Source organism: Microbacterium sp. A84, assembly GCF_051842815.1.
Classification (GTDB): Bacteria; Actinomycetota; Actinomycetes; order Actinomycetales; family Microbacteriaceae; genus Microbacterium.
Map to the genome: position 1 here is coordinate 2,152,291 of NZ_JBPXMS010000001.1, position 16,022 is coordinate 2,168,312.

Consider the following 16,022-nt stretch of genomic DNA (forward strand, 5'->3'; position numbering starts at 1 on the left):
CATGCCCACCATCGTCTGGCAGAGCGTCAAGGAACCGAAGCACGACCCCGTAATCAAGGGGAAGATCTACACCTTCCTGCAGAAGCTGGGCGCCAACGATGAGACGAAGGGTCTCAATGTCGAGCCGATGCAGCAGCCCCTCGACTCGCGGGTGAGAACCGCCCGCGTCGACATCCACTGGCGTGCGGTGCTGTTCCAGCTCGAACCTGCCAAGGGCGAACGGGCCTATGTGTATGCAGGTACCTGGGAACATGATGAGGCGATCAAGCGCGCACGCACGACCGTACTGAGCATGAACCCTGTGAACGGCCTCGCGAGTTTCCGGCAGGTGCTCGAAGAGGACGTTGAGGTTGTTGTTCCGACACCCCAGGTCGTTGAGCCGGCAGTCTCGAAGCTGGCGGATGTTTCGCTGCTGACCGAACGCGGGTTCTTCCAGTCCGATCTGGTCGATGAATTCGGGTTCGATGCCGCCGTGACCGCGCGAGCATTCGAAGTGGTCGGCGACGATGCGTTGCTCGAGTTCGCTCTGGGCCTGGACGATGCTTGGCAGGCCGATGTTCTCATTTCCATGGCAGCCGGGAACGCGCTGCACTTGATCAAAGAAGACCTCGGCCTCAACCACGCAACGCCTCATGCGGATGCGGATGCGGCCGACGACGCGTCGATTATCGAAGCTCTCAAGCACCCGGCCGCGCGGATGCAGTTCACCTTCATCGAGGGGAATGACGACGAGGCGCTGCGTCGAGTGATCGACGACGGCGACTTCGGCGCCTGGCGGGTGTTCCTCCACCCCGAGCAGCGGACTCACGTCGAGAAGGACCGTAAGGGATCTTTCCGCCTCACCGGTGGGGCTGGCACGGGGAAGACGGTCGTGCTGCTCCACCGCGCACGCCACCTCGCGCAGGAGAATCCCGAAGCGCGGATCGTGCTGACGACCTTCACCAGGGCACTGGCGGAGAACTTGCGCCGCGACCTCGAGCGCCTCGACCCGAAACTCACGTTCGCAGACAAGCTCGGTGAGCCCGGCATCCATATCCGTGGCGTCGACCAGATCGCGGCGAGTGTGCGGCTGCGCGCAGGTGACGAGTTCGCCGCGCGTGCGCTCGAAGTTCTGGGATCGACCCGCGAGACGACGGCGACACCTGCGGAGCCTGACTGGGCGTCCGCGATCCAGCATGCCGGCGACGCTCTTCCGGTCTCGCTTCGCTCAGAAGCGTTCTTCGCAGGCGAGTATGCGCAGGTGATCCTGCCCGTTGGGATCACGGCTGAAGAGCAGTACTTCAGCGTGCGGCGCCCAGGTCGTGGCGTTGCACTCGATCGAGGACGCCGCAAACTCGTGTGGACGGTCATCGAGCAGATGCGCAAGGACCATCGGATCGCCGGATCGATCGGGTACGGCGAGATCGCTGCGGTTTCCGCGGCTTGGCTCCGCGAGTCGGACACGACATTCGCCGATCACGTCCTGATCGATGAGGCACAAGACCTCGACCCAGCAAAGTGGTTGCTCCTGCGTGCGCTCGTCGCGGAGGGCCCCAACGACCTCTTCATTGCTGATGACACCCATCAGCGCATCTACGGCCAGCCGACGGTTCTGAAGAGGTACGGCATTTCGGTCCAGGGTCGCTCCCGTCGTCTGACGTTGAACTACCGGACGACGCTGGAGAACCTCCGTTACGCGATGGGGATCCTGTCCGGTGTCGAATATTCGGACGCGCAGGATGAGAGCGTCACTACAGAGGGATACCGCTCCGCTCGAAGCGGCCCGAAGCCGGTGACTCGCATGCTCAAGTCAGATGCGGCACAGTTCGACTCAATCGCAGACGACATCCACGGCTGGCTCGATTCCGGGGTCAAACCTGAGACGATCGCGATCCTCGCCGCCACGAACACCATCGCCAAGAAGATTCAGCAGGGGCTGGGACAGCGAGACGTCTCGGTCGCGCTGCTGAACTCGCCCCGTATCACCGGCGGCCAGCCCGTAGTGATGACGATGCACAACGCGAAGGGCATGGAGTTCTCACGAGTCGTTCTGTTCGACGTGTCGGACGGATCGTTCCCGCCGTTGTGGGCCTATAAGAATGTCCCGGACGAGGAGAAGCCAGACCTCGACAAGAGGTTCAGGTCGCTACTGTACGTGGCGGCCTCGAGGGCTCGGGATGAGCTCGTCGTGACATGGAAGGGCGCGCCGAGCGGGTTGTTGCTCGGGGCGTGAAGGGAGCCGCGACGATGTCGAGAACGCTGCGCGCTTGGATCATTGACGTTGATGGCACGCTGGCGTTGCGCGCCGCCCGCTCCCCCTACAACATGCACGCCGTTTCGAGGGATCGCCCCAACGAGCCAGTCGTGCAGCTTGTACAGGCGTTGCTCATGCATCCGAATGTTGATTCGATCGTGGTCATCTCCGGCAGAGATGAATCAGCTCGAACGCAGACTCAGTCGTGGCTTACGTTTCACGGCATCGAGTTCGACTCACTCTTCCTGCGTCCGCTCGGAGATAACCGACCGGATCATATTGTGAAGGGGGAGATCTATGATTCGATCATCGCGCCACGCTACAAGGTCATCGGCGTGGTTGATGATCGCCGCAGTGTCGTCGAGATGTGGCGCGCTCGCGGCCTCGTATGTCTTCAGGTCGCCGACGGCGATTTTTAACGGAATGACAAGCCCTGGGGGATGACGCACGTGTCAGAAACAAATTATGAGACGCTCACCGAGTTGCTCGACCACGTCACTATAGATGCGCCCCAAACGGTCGAGCTAAGACATCTTCTCTCCCTGAATGGCAACACTCGGCGAGGAAGATTTGTAAACGCCGGGATCAATGAGGCGCTGCGAACTCGAGGGCTCGTCGTCGAACCAGAACTCGATCGCGCAGACTACTGGGGCACCGTCACGGTGAGCGACCGACGGGCAACCACACGTACTGTTCACCAGGTGGGGTTGCCGATATCGAAGATCGCGGATGATGCCCCCGCGCTCACCTGCGTCGGCCTAGATGACACGCTCGAACGAATCGAAACACTCATGCTCATGACCGATTTCTCACAGATTCCGGTCATGGATAAACATTCACGCAATCTGCACGGAACCGTAACGTGGCGGTCAATCGCCAGATCACGGGCGACAGGAAGTACCGATGTCAAAGCGAGGGACGTGATGTCTATCGGCGGTCATGTCGCCGATTCGTCCGACAACCTCATGGATCTTATTCCCGTCATTATCGAGCGTGAGTTCATCTACTACAAGAACCCCTCAGGAGTCATCGTTGGCATCGTCACCGCATCGGATCTCGCCGGCACGTTCAAGAACTCGACGGGCCCTTTTATACGGATCGGAGAGATCGAAACGCGACTCCGGGTAATCCTGGATCGCCTACCTGTCCCTGATCTTGAAAGCTGCACCGACCCGAACCTGAGGCGCGATGATTTCGCGGGGGCGAGCGACATGACCTTCGGCGAGTACATCCGCGTGCTAGAGAATCCGAAGCACTGGAAGAATCTCAGCCTTGGACTTGATCGAAGCACCTGCATTGAGAACCTGAAGAAGATAAATGACATCCGGAATGACATCATGCATTTCCGGGCCGCCCGCGATGAAGAAACGGACACGGCCGTCGCATACTGCCTGAACTGGCTGAACGCAGCGGAAAGCGCGGGTCGCGACTGACTCCTGGCCCCCAGGAGTTCAAAGCGGGCGCTCAGTAGTCGTTGGCACGAGTCCCCCTAAACATGGCGGCATTCATTTCAATCAGGTACTGCAGACGCTCAGAGATCTGCTGAGGCGTGAGCTTCTTCAACTCGTTCTGGCTCGCGAGCAACCTATGGTCTGCTTCTTCAATGTGACCAGTGCACAATATTCGCAGCTGCCCTCCGCTGAAGGTAAGTATTCGACGCTCTGAGAGCCAGCAGGATTGCGCTTCGGCGCCACCGCGTCGTCGACATCGTTCGCGGTTGTCGGAGTCGCCAGCATGCCTTCCACATTGAAGCGCGCAGGCAGCTCGACGCGAGCGACGACAATCATGCGGCCCAGGTCCAGCGCAGGCATCGAGACGAGAGTCTCACCCTGCTCCAAGACGGAAGAGAATCGATCGACTGCTCGCTCCCTGCTAATCTCCGCATATGACTGCGCAAGCGCCAGCCGATTGGTATCCTGACCCCTCCGGCCGCTACGAACACCGCTACTGGGATGGCCTCCATTGGACTCAGAATGTCGCCTCGCATGGGCATCAGTCGATTGAGCCACCCGCTATCGCTCCACCGGCAGCGACCGCACACCCAATAAGCAAGAAGATCCAGCGACAGATGCAAAACTATGGCGTCGCTGGTGACGCTCAAACGATCAGTGAGACCCTCCTCTCTGAGCCGGTGCTGGTGGTCAATCAGAAAGCCAAGCTGTTCGAAGTCAGCGCCGAGTACGCCGTATACAACCGCCACGGTCAGCAGGTCGGCGCAGTACGAGAAGTCGGCCAGAACTTCATGAAGAAGGCAATGGCAGTCCGAGCCGAAAACGATCGAACGCGAAGGTTGCACGTCATCGACACGAACGGCGAAGTGCTGTTAAGGCTCACCCGCCCAGCTAAGCTCATCAAGTCGAAGATGATCGTCGCCGCGGGCGACGGCTCACCAATCGGTCAGATCGTGCAGAAGACCGTCGGGCTACTCGGAAAGATTCGCTTCGATCTTGAGGCAGGCGGCCAAGCAATCGGATCAATGAATGCGGACGGTTGGGACGCCTGGGACTTCGGCATCCAGAATGCCGCAGGGGCCGAGGTTGCTCGAGTTTCCAAAGACTGGGCGGGCGTAACCAAGCAGTCGTTTACAAAAGCCGACAACTACGTCGTGCAGATTCACGGGGCACTGGAGGATCCATTGCGCTCTCTCGTCGTCGCCGCCTCGCTGGCTGTTGACACTGCGCTCTTCCAGGGCGCCTCGAACTCGAGTCGCGGGCAGTGGCGGTTGGGCATATGAGGAAAGCTTCGCGATGAGCAACTCGTAGGTTTGCGATCACTAACTCGTAGATTTGCGACACCAGCGTATTGCAGGGCATCGGCCCCGTCGCCGCGGACGAGATGTTGACTTCGAGTAACGACTACTTCTAGTAGTTCGGGCGCACCCTAGAGACGTGGCCAACGTGACGAAGACAGAGCTGAACCAGCAGACCGCGCGGGTGCTGGCGCGCGTCGCCGCGGGCGAACGGCTCACAGTCACTGACCGGGGCCGACCGATCGCCGAACTGTTACCACCAGCGAAGGACGCATGGGCAGAGCTTGTCGCCAGCGGCCAAGTCACGCTCCCGACAAAAACAGGCGCGCTCCGACTGCCCGCAGTCAAAGCCTCCAAGTCCAGCCAGCAGATCCTCGACGACCTGCGTGCGGACCGCCTGTGATCTACCTCCACACCTCCGCGGCCGCGAAAGCGCTCATCGACGAAGACGGCAACGAGGCCGTCCGGCGACTGTTCGCTGACGACACCCCGTTCGTATCCTCAAGGCTCCTCGCCGTCGAACTTTCATGCGGTCGCTGACCGCCGAATGATCAGCGCAGAGGCCGCGCAGGAATTACTCGACCGAGTGGCGCTGGTGGCGCTCAGCGACGGCATCCTCGAGGAAGCGATCAGCACGCACAGCGGCCTGCGCTCCCTCGACGCCTTGCACCTTGCAACGGCCGTGCGGCTCAAGGGAGCGATTACCGGCATCCTCACGTTCGACAAGGAGCTGGCGAGGGCGGCAGGTCGCCACGGCGTCCGCGCGACAGTCACTTAATGAGGCATCCGCATCCGCTGGCTGCCGGCTATTCCTGCTTACTGAAAACCCCACGCATCACCAAAAACACCACGACCGCGACCACGGCCACCACCGCGAGCTTGGCGATGAACCACAGCACGCTGAACAGAATGCTGACGAGAGTCCACGCAATGATGACGGCGACCACGACACCGACGATGGTCCACACGCTGCTCTTCTCCATGCGTCAAGCCTAACGGCGCAGCATCCGCCGTTCGCCGAGAAGGTCCCCGATAAATTAGCGAAACGGCGGCTCAGTACTCCGCTCGCGCCTCGGTGCTCAACCACCGCTCGAACGGCGCGGCCGCCTCACTGATCCGCAGCGATTCCACCGGCACCGCCCACTCGGAGCGCTCGGTCTCGAACAGGCGGTAGAACGCGAGGTCGTCGAATCCGCCAGCGGCGGCATCGTGACGGTCGGCGGCGTAGACGACACGATCGACTCGGGCCCACAGCGACGCGGCCAGGCACATCGGGCACGGTTCGCACGACGAGTACAGCGTCGCGCCCTCTAGCGAGAAGTCACGGATGTGCTGCCCTGCCGCGCGAAGCGCCATCACCTCGGCGTGCGCACTCGGATCGTGATCCCGCGTGACCCTGTTCTGACCCACGCCGATGATCTCGCCGTCGCGAACCACCAGAGCGCCGAAAGGACCACCGCCCTCCGCCACGTTATCGACCGCCAGCCTCACTGCCTGCTGCAGAAAGTCTTTGTCACTGCGGCTCCCCGCCGGGTCGCGATCGCCCTCGGCCGCTGCATCCGGATTCATGTGGCCAGCGTAGTCGGATCACTTCCGGCGGTCTCTCGAACGCCCCCACCAATCGGTGGGGGCGAGCGACGCTGGACGCTGCTCAGTCGAGCACAGCGTCGGCCTCCACCTCGACGAGCACATCCGGCTCGAACAGGTAGTTCACCCCGATGACCGACAGCGGCGGCAGCGGCTGCGGAATCCCCAGCTCTTCCACGACGCTCTCGAGCCCGCGCATGAAGTCGGCATACATCGTCTCGTCCGTGGGAATGACATACACCCGCAGTCGGACGACGTCGGCAAAACTCGCTCCGGCACCCGCCAGCCCGCGGGCGGTGTTACGCAGCGCGTGGGCGAGCTGGCCGGCGAAGTCGCCCGGAGACAGCTTGTTCGCGTGCTCGTCACGAGCGATCTGGCCGGATACGCTCACGTGGCGACGACCCGAGCTGACAGAGACGTGGTGGTACGGGACCGGCTGGAACATGCCCTCCGGGGTGATCAGATCGACAGTCATGGGATACCTGCTTTCATCTTCAGCAATCAAGTATCTTTTTTATACCTAGTGCTTGAAGGACACTTCAACGAGACTAGGTTTCATGGACGAAACCGTCGCGACCCCCGACACCCAGATTTCCGATGAGCACCGTGAACTCCTGGACCAGGTGCTCGACAAGTGGTCACTGCTGATCCTCGACCGGCTCTGCGAACAGCCTCGGCGCTTCAACGAGCTCCGGCGGGTCATCCCCGCCATCTCCCAGAAGTCATTGACGACGGCTCTGCGCCGGCTGGAACGCAACGGGATGGTCACGCGAGTGGTCATCGATACGCGGCCGATCGCCGTCGAGTACCGGATTTCAGACTTCGGACAGACCCTGCAGGACCTCGTCGACTCGCTGCTCCTGTGGACATCCACCCACCTCGCAGACGTCACGCTCGCCCGGGAACGGTTCGACGCCGAGCATGATCAGTGACCAACGCCGCCTTCATCAATGCCGTCTTCATCAACACCGCCTTCATCAACACCGCCGAACCGCTCCGCCGACGCCACCTGCTGCGCCACCCTTCTGAGCGCCAGCAACAGCGGCTCGACCAACACCGACCCCAGTACGACGTACCTGACCGCCGCCTCGGCAGATTCGGTCGGGACCCCGGCGATCTCGGCATCCGCGATGTCGCGCATACTCCTGAGGTAGACCGGCATGGTCTCCTGCGGGACCTCGAAACCAGCACGCTCCAGCCCCTGCATCGCGCGGGCGACATCATGCAGCACCGCGTCGTCGCACATCCCTGGCGTCCACCCGAGACCCGCGACGACATCCTGCGCCGAGGTGAGATCGAGCGACCCATCGACCGGCGGAGTGATCGCCGCATGCGCAGCACCCAGCAGCTCGTGCGGGTTCTCCGGCGGGTTGTTCAGCGCATCCAGCACCCGACGCGTCTCCGCGACGCTCACCCCCGACTCGATCAGCGCGCGAATGACCCGCAACCGCTGCACGTGCGTCTCGCCGTACGCGGCCTGCGTTGGTGCACTGCGCTCACCCTCGGGCAGCAACTGCTCGCGCAGGTAGTACTTGATGGTCGGCACCGGAACGCCCGTCTGCGCCGACAGCTCTGAAATCCTCATCGCCACCTCTTGACATCGATAGTAACGCTATCCATTATGGATAGTGTCGCTATCTAATTAGGAGGATGCTGTGTCGAAGGTCGTCAAGGGTCGCATGACCCACCACCACGAGGGCGAGCTCGTCGTCTTCCACATCGGAATGCAGATCAATCGCTGGTGGCGCCCGGATCTCTGGATGCCGGCATTCTTCGCCATGCCGCGGATGCTGCGCGAGCTGTCCATCGACAAAGAATCCGGCCTACTCGGCTTCCAACTGCTGTTCGGGGACGGCGGCCCGTTCGCCGTGCAGTACTGGTCATCGATCGACAAGCTCTACGCCTACGCATCCGCACCTTCGCAGGAACACCGACCCGCCTGGACCGCCTTCAACAAGGCCGCCCGCAGAGCACCGGGCGCCGTCGGCGTCTGGCACGAGACGTTCCTCGTCGAACGCGCCGAGAGCATGTACGTGTCGACCAAACCCATGGGGCTGGCGAACGCGACCGGGCATGTCGAGGTCAGCATGCGGAACGAGCGTGCGCAGGCGCGGTTCGCGGAAGGGCGGACCGTGGCGGATGCCGCGACGGGGAGGTGACGGCGGTCTCACTGCGACACCCGAACCGCTGGTTCGGCCCGAGCACCCCTCCGCCACGAGCCGCCGCTTCGGCACGCGCAGCCTTCGGTACGCGCACCCACCACGCCCCAACCACGCACCAACTCAGCGCCCGGCGTTCTGCCCGACCCCGGCCGCAGCCAACAGCGCCTCGACCGGATAGATCCGCGGATTCAGACTCAGCTTCACGCCGGACGACGAGCGCACCTGCAGCCGGGGCTGCCCGTTGATCTGACGCATCCGAGAATCAACGATGTCGACGTACCTGATCGCACGCTCGCGCCCGAACACAGTGCGAAAGCGCACCTCGACAGCGTCGGCCTCGACATACCAATTGCGATACGCCACCAGGAAGAACGCTCCGGCGAGCGCAACCACCACCGACGCGATGCGCATGGGGAGCAGGTCAGCCGTGTACCGCGACGTGAACGAGACCAGCGCCAAGAGGACTCCGACCGACAGCAGCACCGCGCCGACGAGCGGGACGAAGATCGGCATCCGCAGTCGTCCAGAAACTCGCTTCGAGCGGTTCGGACGCTTCGCCACCCACCACATTCCGCCGACCACCAAAAGGATCGCGAGTGCGATCACGGCGTACTTCAGGGCGAGAGCGGACACTCCACGAGCGTAGCCGGGGCTCAGCGCCCGGACGCGATCCCGCGCAGCAGCACATCCACGGTCGCGTCGACTCGCTCCTCGCTGAGGGGACGGCCGAGCAGCGCGGCATACGACACCATCGCGACGAACTGATCCGCGATGACCGCGGCGTCGGCATCCGCTCGCACGTCTCCCGCGTCGCGCGCACGCTCGACGCGCTGAGTGATCCATTCCACGATCGGGTCGGCGAAGCGCCGGTTGAGCGCATCACCGAGTTCGGGATCCGTCGCCGTCACCGCGATCAGCGCCCGCGCGAGCGCGACAACCTCGGGCTTACCCAGCGCCGCAGATGCCGCCGCGAACCAGGCCCGCAGGTCAGTCCGCAGATCATCCGTCATCGGCAACGAGACATCAGCCCCAGGAAGAGACCCGTCCAGCAGCGCCTCGCCGAGGATCGCCGCCTTCGACTTCCACCAGCGATAGATCGTCTGCTTCGAGACCTCCGCCTCCGCAGCCAGACCCTCGATCGTCACCGCCCCATAGCCATCTGCGGCGAGCGCGCGACGCATCGCCGCCAGCACCGCCTGGCGGGCTTTTTCACTGCGAGGTCTCGGCACCTTTTCAGAGTATCGAGGAGTACCATGAAAGGTAAGTAGACGCTCCGTTGCGAAACTTGGTTTAGGAGAAGACAATGGCACTGACCGCACACTCCACCATCGGCGAATGGCTGCACGATCGGACCGGCGGCGAGCTGATCCGCCGCATGCTGGCCCAGTCCGGCGCGAACGCCGACTCGCTCACCCCCGTACTCGGCCTGCCCCTGCAGCAGATGGTCGTCCTCAGCCAGGGCGCGATGCCGCAGTCGGTTATCGACGACCTCGTCCGCGCGGCCAACGGCGGCGAGATCCCCACCGACGACGCCCCCACCGGCTGGGTCGAGAAGACCACCCCCGGCCGCTTCGCCGGCAAGACCGTGATCGTCACAGGCGCAGCATCCGGAATCGGTAAGGCCACGGCATTCCGCATCGCCCGCGAAGGCGGCCGCGTGATTGCATCCGACATCGCCGCCGACAAGCTCGGGGCCATCAAGGCAGAGCTTCCGGATGCCGACATCACCACCGTCGCCGGCGACCTCACCACACAGGATGCGATCGACGCCGTCATCGCCGCCGCGGGCGATCGCATCGACGCCCTCGCGAACGTCGCCGGAATCAACGACGACTTCTCCCCGGCAGGCGAGACGACGGATGCCGTGTGGGACCGCGTCATCGCGATCAACCTCACCGCACCGTTCAAGCTCATGCGCGCCGTTCTCCCCCTCATGGAGGCGGCAGGCTCAGGAGCAGTACTGAACGTCGCCAGCGAAGCGGGGCTGCGCGGCAACGCATCCGGCAACGCCTACACCGCGAGCAAGCACGGCATCATCGGCGTCACGAAGTCTGCTGCGTTCATGTACGGGCCGAAGGGCATCCGCGTGAACTCTGTCGCACCGGGCGGCGTCGCCACCGGCATCCCGATGCCTCCGAACATGTCGGCAGCGGGCTCAGCGCGTCTGGCGCCGTTCCAGCAGGCGATTCCCTCGCTGGCGACGGCGGAGCAGCTCGCGGCATCCATCACTTTCCTGCTGAGCGACGACGCCGTGAACATCAACGGTGCGATCGTCGCATCCGATGGCGGCTGGTCGGTGCAGTAAGCCCGCTGATCACCCCGGTTCTGCCGGGCTGACCCTTCCCCCGGGCCCACGCCCCCACTGCTATGGTGGCCCCAAGCTCAGGGGAAGGGGCGTGGCATCATGCTGGATGTCTCCGTTCTCGGCGCCGTAAAAGCCAGCACCAGAGGGCTGGAGCATCCGCTCGGGGGCCCCAAGCAACGCGGACTCCTCGCGCGTCTCGTCGTCTCTCGCGGTCGGGCCATCTCGGTAGAGCGACTGATCGATGAGCTGTGGGACGACGCTCCTCCCCGAAACCCCGTCCATGCGCTGCAGGCACGAGTCTCCCGACTGCGGTCGGCGGTGCCGATCAAAATCGAGCTGATCGACGGCGGCTACCGGATCGATCCGGGCGCCATTCAGACGGATGCCGCGCACTTCGAGCATCTCTGCCAGCAAGGCGGCGCTGCCCTCTCCGACGGCGAACTCGTCCAGGCGACCGAGCATCTCAGCAACGCACTCAACCTCTGGGAGGGTCCGGCGTTCGCCGGCCTCCTCGACATCACCGACCTGCGTGCAGAGTCGGCGCGGTTGGACAAGCTCTGGAACACCGCCCTGTCAGACCGGATAGATCTCGACCTCGCTCTCGGGCGAAGCGCCGCCGTCATCTCTGAACTTCACTCCCTCGTCGAAGAGGATCCGTTCACCGAACGGCACTGGAGCCAGTTGATGACCGCGCTGTACTTCGACGGTCGAATGAAGGAAGCTCTCGACGCCTTCTCACGAGCACGCACGATTTTCGCCGAGCAGCTGGGGATGGAACCGAGCAGCGAACTCGGCCGACTGCACATGGCGATTCTTCAGGAGCAGGCGCCGGAGTCACTTCTTCGTCTTCCGTCCGCCGCACCCATCCTCGGGGCAGCGGATGCCCCAGCGCGGGAGGAAACGGCCCGCAGCCTGACCTCGAATCAGCCCGACACTTTGGCGGCCCTGCTTCAGGATCAGCGCACGCTGCTCCTGACCGGTCCGGCCGGCATCGGAAAGACACACCTCCTTCGCGCCATCCGCGCACGATTCGAGGCGCAGCGATACACCGTGTCGCTGCTGACGGCGAGCCCGCTCAGCAACACGCTTCCGCTCGGCATCTTCACCGGCACTCTCCCCGAGAAGTGGACGTCACCGGCCGCGCTCGTCGATCATTTCACCCGCCATCGGTCAACAACCGTGCTGCTCGTCGACAACGTAGATCAACTGGACGAAGCATCCCTCTTCGTCGTGAGCCGGCTCATCCGCAACTCACGCATGCCGACGATCCTCACCACCAGAGACCTCGCCGGGGCGCCCGACGAGATCCGCGCCCTGTATGACAGCGGAGATGTCATCGAGATCGCGGTCAACCCGCTGACAGCGTCCGACGCCGACCAACTTGTCCTGCACACGATCGGCGGTTCCCTCACCCCCGAGTCGCGTCCGCGGATCTTCGACATGGCAAGGGGAGTCCCGCTGCATCTGCGCGAGATTCTCACCGCGTCAGTGGACGAAGGCCGCCTCGTGCGCACCGAACACGGCTGGGAACTGCACGCGAATCCCGCGTCGACGAAGCGACTCACCCAGTTGGTCGGAGAACGATTCAGCGGTCTGGATGACGCCGGCCTCGAGGCCGCGGCGAAGATCGCCATCGCTGGCGAGTATCCGATCTTCGCGCTCACCCCGGCAGATCGACGGATGCTGGCACGCACCGGCGTCGTGGAATACGCCGCACCAGACTGGCTGCGGCTGTCGCACCCGCTGGACCGCGAGTTCCTTCAAGACCGATGTTCCGACGCGCTGTGGCTGGACCTCTCGCGAGAAGTGCTGAACGTGCTTCGCAGCGACAAGACGGCCGCGTTCCCTGCCGCACGACGGCGCGCCCAGATCCTGGCACTCGACCTCGGCGAACGCGTCGACGTGGATGCCACCCTTGCTCTCGCGGAGCACGCGCTCGGCGCCTTCGACGAGCGACTCGCACGCCGCGCGGCCACCGCGGTCCTCGACCTCGAACCCGACAACTCTTCCGCCCACCGCATCGCCGGTGTCGCGGCATCCGGACTCGGCCAGCCAGACGAGGCCGCAACACATTTTGAGACCGCGACGCGCATGTCGAAGACGGCCGCCGAACACACGGCGGCAGCCCTCGCCCACGCCCAGCACGTCGGGCTGCGTCACCATGACGCCCCGGCGGCGCTGGCCATCATCACCGAGGCACTGCGCACGGTCGAGGATCCGAGCGACATCCGTCACCTCCGGCGAGACGCGATGCGATGGTCAGTCATCGCCGGGCAGACACGCGAAATGGCGGATGCCCCTGGCGACACCACCGACGCGGTGGCGGCCCTCGGGCTGATCACCGCGGGGATGTCCGGCGTCATCACCGGCCCCCTCGAGGATGCCGTGCGCGCACTCATTCGGTTGAACGAGCTGCCTGCGGAGATCATCGAGCTCGTTCCTGGCGGAGCATCCCTCATCGAGCTCACCGCGACGATGGCGCTGTCCAACACCGGCGATGTTAAAGAAGCCAGGCGACGACTGCGGCAGTCGATCGCCGCCGCAGAGGTGCACGCGCCCGAATCGCTGGGAGCGTGGGAGTACGCGCTGGCGTTCTCCGAATTGCTCTCCGGTGACGTGGAGCACGCGTATGCCGTCGCGACAGCGGCTATGACCCATCTGGAATGGCGCGACACCGCCGGACTGCTCCCGGCCGCCATCGCACTCACCGGCGCCATCGGCTACGCCACCGGCCGCATGGAGGAGGCCCGGGAGAGATTCGACGCCATCCCCCCGGCCGCCGACAACGACCCCAAGGTCGTCATGCTCCGCGCATGGGCTGAGGCCTGGCGGGAGAAATCCGAAGGACGCACCACAGATGCCGCGCGTCGGCTCGTCGATTGCGCGCGTTGGCTGCTGACGGCGCAGCACAGCTACTTAGCAGGGATGCTGGCGCACTGCGCCGTCCGCGTGAGCGGCGCGGGTGCCGGTGCGGGCGCTGGCACCGGTGCGGCTCAGCGCATTGCCGAGGCGATCGTGGTACTCGAGGAGGCCACGACTGTTGCGGGCGGGGGCCTGTTGGAGTTCTTCCTGCGGCATGCCGTGGCGACAGCATCCGGTGACCTCATCGCACTCGATGAGATCGCACGCGACGCGGAAACACTGGGAATGATCTCGACCGCAGCGGATACCTGGCTCATGCTCGCGCGAGCTGGTGACGGCATTGCCGTCGACCGGCCCGGCGCGCATCAGAGTGACGCGGCCGATCGGCTGATCGCCACCGTGCCGACAATGGCACTGTGGTCGACCGCTCCCGACTGGGCTACTCGTTCGAAGTGATGACGGTGTAGCCCACCGTCGTTTCCTCTCCCTCCGAGGCCTTCATGACGAGAACGGTGACGCTCAGCGATTCATCCTTCTTATACATGGCACTGACCATGTCACCCATGTCGCTTCGCACCACCTCTTCCCAACCTGCAAAGTCCTCTTGCACCTGCGCGGCGAGCTCGTCCATGCTGCGCGGATCGGTCACGATCACCATCATCCCCTCGGCCACAGTCACGCTCTGAAGCACATTCTCGGAGACGAGGGGGACTTCCTCGGGGAAGTCGTCCGGAAGCCCACCGATCTCAATGCCGGCCTCGCCGCCGGTGATCGCCTCGACAATCCCTTCTGCGGTGTTCTGCGCTGTCTCCTCGGTCACCTTCTCCACCAAGGCATCCAGCGGATTGGCGAAGCAGCCCGTCAACATCACCGCGACGACGACAACGAGCGTGCCCCCAGCAAAACGAATCGGCGTGCGCGTCATGATCTTCCCCTTTGAGCTGCGTGAAACCTCTCCGCACAGTCCAGCACCGCGCCCTCACAGATCGCTCACACTCCCCGGGCGCGTTTCGTGTGTGCGTGAGCGGTCTGTGAGCGGTGACTGATTGCATGGCCGCACATCGGACATCTACTAAGGGGAAAAGATGGACATCTACTCTGGCTTGCTGGCCGCCTACATGGCAGCGATCGTCGGCATGATCGTCGTCGGCGTACTTGTGTACGTCGTTACGGCGTTCTTCCTATCGAAAGTCTTCGCCAAAGCGGGCGTGCAAGGCACCTGGCGTGCCTGGGCACCCGTCTACAACTTGATGGTGTTCTTCAAGCTGGGCGACCTCAGCCCCTGGCTCGTGCTCTACTGTTTCGGCGGCGCGGTGCTGCTCAGCTGGATCGGCATCGGCTTCCTGTTCTCTCTCGCTCTCTTCGCCGGCTCGGGGGTAGCCGCATACCGGATCGGGATGAAACTGGGCAAGGAGCCCGCCTTCGTCGCTCTCTGGCTGATCCCGCCCGCCTGGTTGGGCGTCGTGGCGTACGGCAAGCAGACGTGGAACACGAATGTGGCACCAGCCCAGTGGGCGGGCAATGCGTTCCTGGGCGATCGCACCGCGTGGGACGGGGTTCCTGCGCAGTCGACGGTCGGTAGCGGTGGTTTTGCTGGGAGTGCTGGAGGTGTTGCTGGGAGTGCTGGGGCGCCCGGGATGCCGGAGCAGCCGGCCGGCGCGGAGTCGTGATCGGCTCGGCGCCCATGCGCGGCACGGCGGTGGTGGCGATCGCCGCCTGACCGTGTTCGCGCTGACCGCTGGGAAGGCGGGTGGGAGCTCCACCACGGGGATGAACCCATCACGCAAGTATCCACACTCGACCGCGCATCCGAGCAGGTGCGCGACTACCTCGACACAGTCCAGCCCGACATCGACCATTCTTCTTGGACGATCACTGTGACTCCAGAACTGGGCACACTGGGCGAGGAAGTGGCCGCGGCACGCGCAGCCACCGAAGCGGCTTCCGCAGCATCCATCGCGGCCGCCAGGCAAGCGCGCGAGGTTGTTCGCCACCTCCGCGCTGCGGGGCTGTCGGTTACAGATGCCGCAGCAGTGCTCGGCGTCTCACGCGGCCGCATCTTACAACTCGCGAACGCATAAGCTCCGCACCGTGCACCCGTGCGGCGTGCCCGAGCCGGTGCTA

General features: G+C 64.0%; 20 protein-coding genes. 12 read left to right on the forward strand and 8 right to left on the reverse strand.

Going from position 1 to position 16,022, the window contains the following annotated elements; all coding sequences use genetic code 11:
• Nucleotide 1 precedes the first annotated feature (1 nt).
• The 3 genes from ACSU04_RS10270 to ACSU04_RS10280 are packed head-to-tail and all read left to right on the forward strand — an operon-like array spanning nucleotide 2 to nucleotide 3,666.
• A complete protein-coding gene (locus ACSU04_RS10270) occupies nucleotides 2-2,212 on the forward strand; it encodes a 3'-5' exonuclease (protein ID WP_439289356.1) in 2,211 nt (736 codons plus the stop codon).
• The gene (locus ACSU04_RS10275; protein WP_439289357.1) at nucleotides 2,173-2,652 is read left to right on the forward strand and encodes a polynucleotide kinase; all 480 of its coding nucleotides are present in this window, start codon (nucleotides 2,173-2,175) and stop codon (nucleotides 2,650-2,652) included. The genes ACSU04_RS10270 and ACSU04_RS10275 overlap by 40 nt, the downstream gene beginning before the upstream one ends.
• Nucleotides 2,653-2,682: 30 nt before the next feature.
• Complete coding sequence (locus ACSU04_RS10280) at nucleotides 2,683-3,666, forward strand: CBS domain-containing protein (RefSeq protein ID WP_439289358.1); 984 nt, start codon at nucleotides 2,683-2,685, stop codon at nucleotides 3,664-3,666.
• Nucleotides 3,667-3,792: 126 nt separating this feature from the next.
• On the opposite strand, the gene ACSU04_RS10285 is transcribed toward ACSU04_RS10280, so the two are convergent.
• Entirely contained in the window at nucleotides 3,793-4,044 is a 252-nt protein-coding gene (locus ACSU04_RS10285; RefSeq protein ID WP_439289359.1) for a hypothetical protein, read from the reverse strand.
• A gap of 74 nt (nucleotides 4,045-4,118) precedes the next feature.
• Between ACSU04_RS10285 and ACSU04_RS10290 the strand changes: the two genes are divergently transcribed.
• From ACSU04_RS10290 to ACSU04_RS10300, 3 genes are all read left to right on the forward strand, one after another.
• Complete coding sequence (locus tag ACSU04_RS10290) at nucleotides 4,119-4,967, forward strand: phospholipid scramblase-related protein (RefSeq protein ID WP_439289360.1); 849 nt, start codon at nucleotides 4,119-4,121, stop codon at nucleotides 4,965-4,967.
• 154 nt (nucleotides 4,968-5,121) lie between these two features.
• Nucleotides 5,122-5,385 carry a type II toxin-antitoxin system Phd/YefM family antitoxin gene (locus ACSU04_RS10295; protein ID WP_439289361.1) on the forward strand — a complete coding sequence of 88 codons (264 nt, stop codon included), beginning with the start codon at nucleotides 5,122-5,124 and terminating at the stop codon, nucleotides 5,383-5,385.
• A 144-nt stretch (nucleotides 5,386-5,529) separates the two neighbouring features.
• Nucleotides 5,530-5,760, forward strand: coding sequence for a PIN domain-containing protein (locus ACSU04_RS10300; protein ID WP_439289362.1), 231 nt, complete (start codon nucleotides 5,530-5,532; stop codon nucleotides 5,758-5,760).
• Between the two features lie 28 nt (nucleotides 5,761-5,788).
• Here the strand turns inward: ACSU04_RS10300 and ACSU04_RS10305 are convergent, their stop codons facing one another.
• From ACSU04_RS10305 to ACSU04_RS10315, 3 genes are all read right to left on the reverse strand, one after another.
• On the reverse strand, nucleotides 5,789-5,965 hold the full coding sequence (locus ACSU04_RS10305) for a hypothetical protein (RefSeq protein WP_439289363.1): 177 nt from the start codon (nucleotides 5,963-5,965) through the stop codon (nucleotides 5,789-5,791).
• Between the two features lie 70 nt (nucleotides 5,966-6,035).
• A complete protein-coding gene (locus ACSU04_RS10310) occupies nucleotides 6,036-6,551 on the reverse strand; it encodes a nucleoside deaminase (RefSeq protein ID WP_439289364.1) in 516 nt (171 codons plus the stop codon).
• Nucleotides 6,552-6,633: 82 nt separating this feature from the next.
• The gene (locus ACSU04_RS10315; protein ID WP_439289365.1) at nucleotides 6,634-7,044 is read right to left on the reverse strand and encodes a RidA family protein; all 411 of its coding nucleotides are present in this window, start codon (nucleotides 7,042-7,044) and stop codon (nucleotides 6,634-6,636) included.
• An 82-nt stretch (nucleotides 7,045-7,126) separates the two neighbouring features.
• Here ACSU04_RS10315 and ACSU04_RS10320 point away from each other — a divergent pair, with 82 nt between their 5' ends.
• Nucleotides 7,127-7,501, forward strand: coding sequence for a winged helix-turn-helix transcriptional regulator (locus tag ACSU04_RS10320; protein ID WP_439289366.1), 375 nt, complete (start codon nucleotides 7,127-7,129; stop codon nucleotides 7,499-7,501).
• Here the strand turns inward: ACSU04_RS10320 and ACSU04_RS10325 are convergent.
• Entirely contained in the window at nucleotides 7,495-8,154 is a 660-nt protein-coding gene (locus tag ACSU04_RS10325; RefSeq protein WP_439289367.1) for a MerR family transcriptional regulator, read from the reverse strand. The genes ACSU04_RS10320 and ACSU04_RS10325 overlap by 7 nt on opposite strands.
• A 70-nt stretch (nucleotides 8,155-8,224) precedes the next feature.
• Here ACSU04_RS10325 and ACSU04_RS10330 point away from each other — a divergent pair, with 70 nt between their 5' ends.
• Complete coding sequence (locus tag ACSU04_RS10330; RefSeq protein WP_439289368.1) at nucleotides 8,225-8,728, forward strand: DUF4188 domain-containing protein; 504 nt, start codon at nucleotides 8,225-8,227, stop codon at nucleotides 8,726-8,728.
• Nucleotides 8,729-8,851: 123 nt separating this feature from the next.
• On the opposite strand, the gene ACSU04_RS10335 is transcribed toward ACSU04_RS10330, so the two are convergent.
• Together ACSU04_RS10335 and ACSU04_RS10340 are read right to left on the reverse strand one after the other, a co-directional pair.
• Nucleotides 8,852-9,364 (reverse strand): hypothetical protein, encoded by a 513-nt coding sequence (locus ACSU04_RS10335; protein ID WP_439289369.1) that lies wholly within the window; start codon nucleotides 9,362-9,364, stop codon nucleotides 8,852-8,854.
• Nucleotides 9,365-9,384: 20 nt separating this feature from the next.
• On the reverse strand, nucleotides 9,385-9,960 hold the full coding sequence (locus ACSU04_RS10340) for a TetR/AcrR family transcriptional regulator (protein ID WP_439289370.1): 576 nt from the start codon (nucleotides 9,958-9,960) through the stop codon (nucleotides 9,385-9,387).
• Between the two features lie 74 nt (nucleotides 9,961-10,034).
• On the opposite strand from ACSU04_RS10340, the gene ACSU04_RS10345 reads away from it, so the two are divergent.
• Together ACSU04_RS10345 and ACSU04_RS10350 are read left to right on the forward strand one after the other, a co-directional pair.
• The gene (locus tag ACSU04_RS10345; RefSeq protein ID WP_439289371.1) at nucleotides 10,035-11,036 is read left to right on the forward strand and encodes an SDR family NAD(P)-dependent oxidoreductase; all 1,002 of its coding nucleotides are present in this window, start codon (nucleotides 10,035-10,037) and stop codon (nucleotides 11,034-11,036) included.
• A gap of 99 nt (nucleotides 11,037-11,135) precedes the next feature.
• Complete coding sequence (locus tag ACSU04_RS10350) at nucleotides 11,136-14,354, forward strand: BTAD domain-containing putative transcriptional regulator (RefSeq protein ID WP_439289372.1); 3,219 nt, start codon at nucleotides 11,136-11,138, stop codon at nucleotides 14,352-14,354.
• On the opposite strand, the gene ACSU04_RS10355 is transcribed toward ACSU04_RS10350, so the two are convergent.
• Nucleotides 14,338-14,823, reverse strand: coding sequence for a hypothetical protein (locus ACSU04_RS10355; protein ID WP_439289373.1), 486 nt, complete (start codon nucleotides 14,821-14,823; stop codon nucleotides 14,338-14,340). The genes ACSU04_RS10350 and ACSU04_RS10355 overlap by 17 nt on opposite strands.
• A 160-nt stretch (nucleotides 14,824-14,983) precedes the next feature.
• Between ACSU04_RS10355 and ACSU04_RS10360 the strand changes: the two genes are divergently transcribed.
• Both ACSU04_RS10360 and ACSU04_RS10365 read left to right on the forward strand, forming a co-directional pair.
• A complete protein-coding gene (locus tag ACSU04_RS10360) occupies nucleotides 14,984-15,568 on the forward strand; it encodes a large exoprotein (protein WP_439289374.1) in 585 nt (194 codons plus the stop codon).
• A gap of 147 nt (nucleotides 15,569-15,715) precedes the next feature.
• Complete coding sequence (locus tag ACSU04_RS10365; RefSeq protein WP_439289375.1) at nucleotides 15,716-15,979, forward strand: hypothetical protein; 264 nt, start codon at nucleotides 15,716-15,718, stop codon at nucleotides 15,977-15,979.
• Nucleotides 15,980-16,022 lie beyond the last annotated feature (43 nt).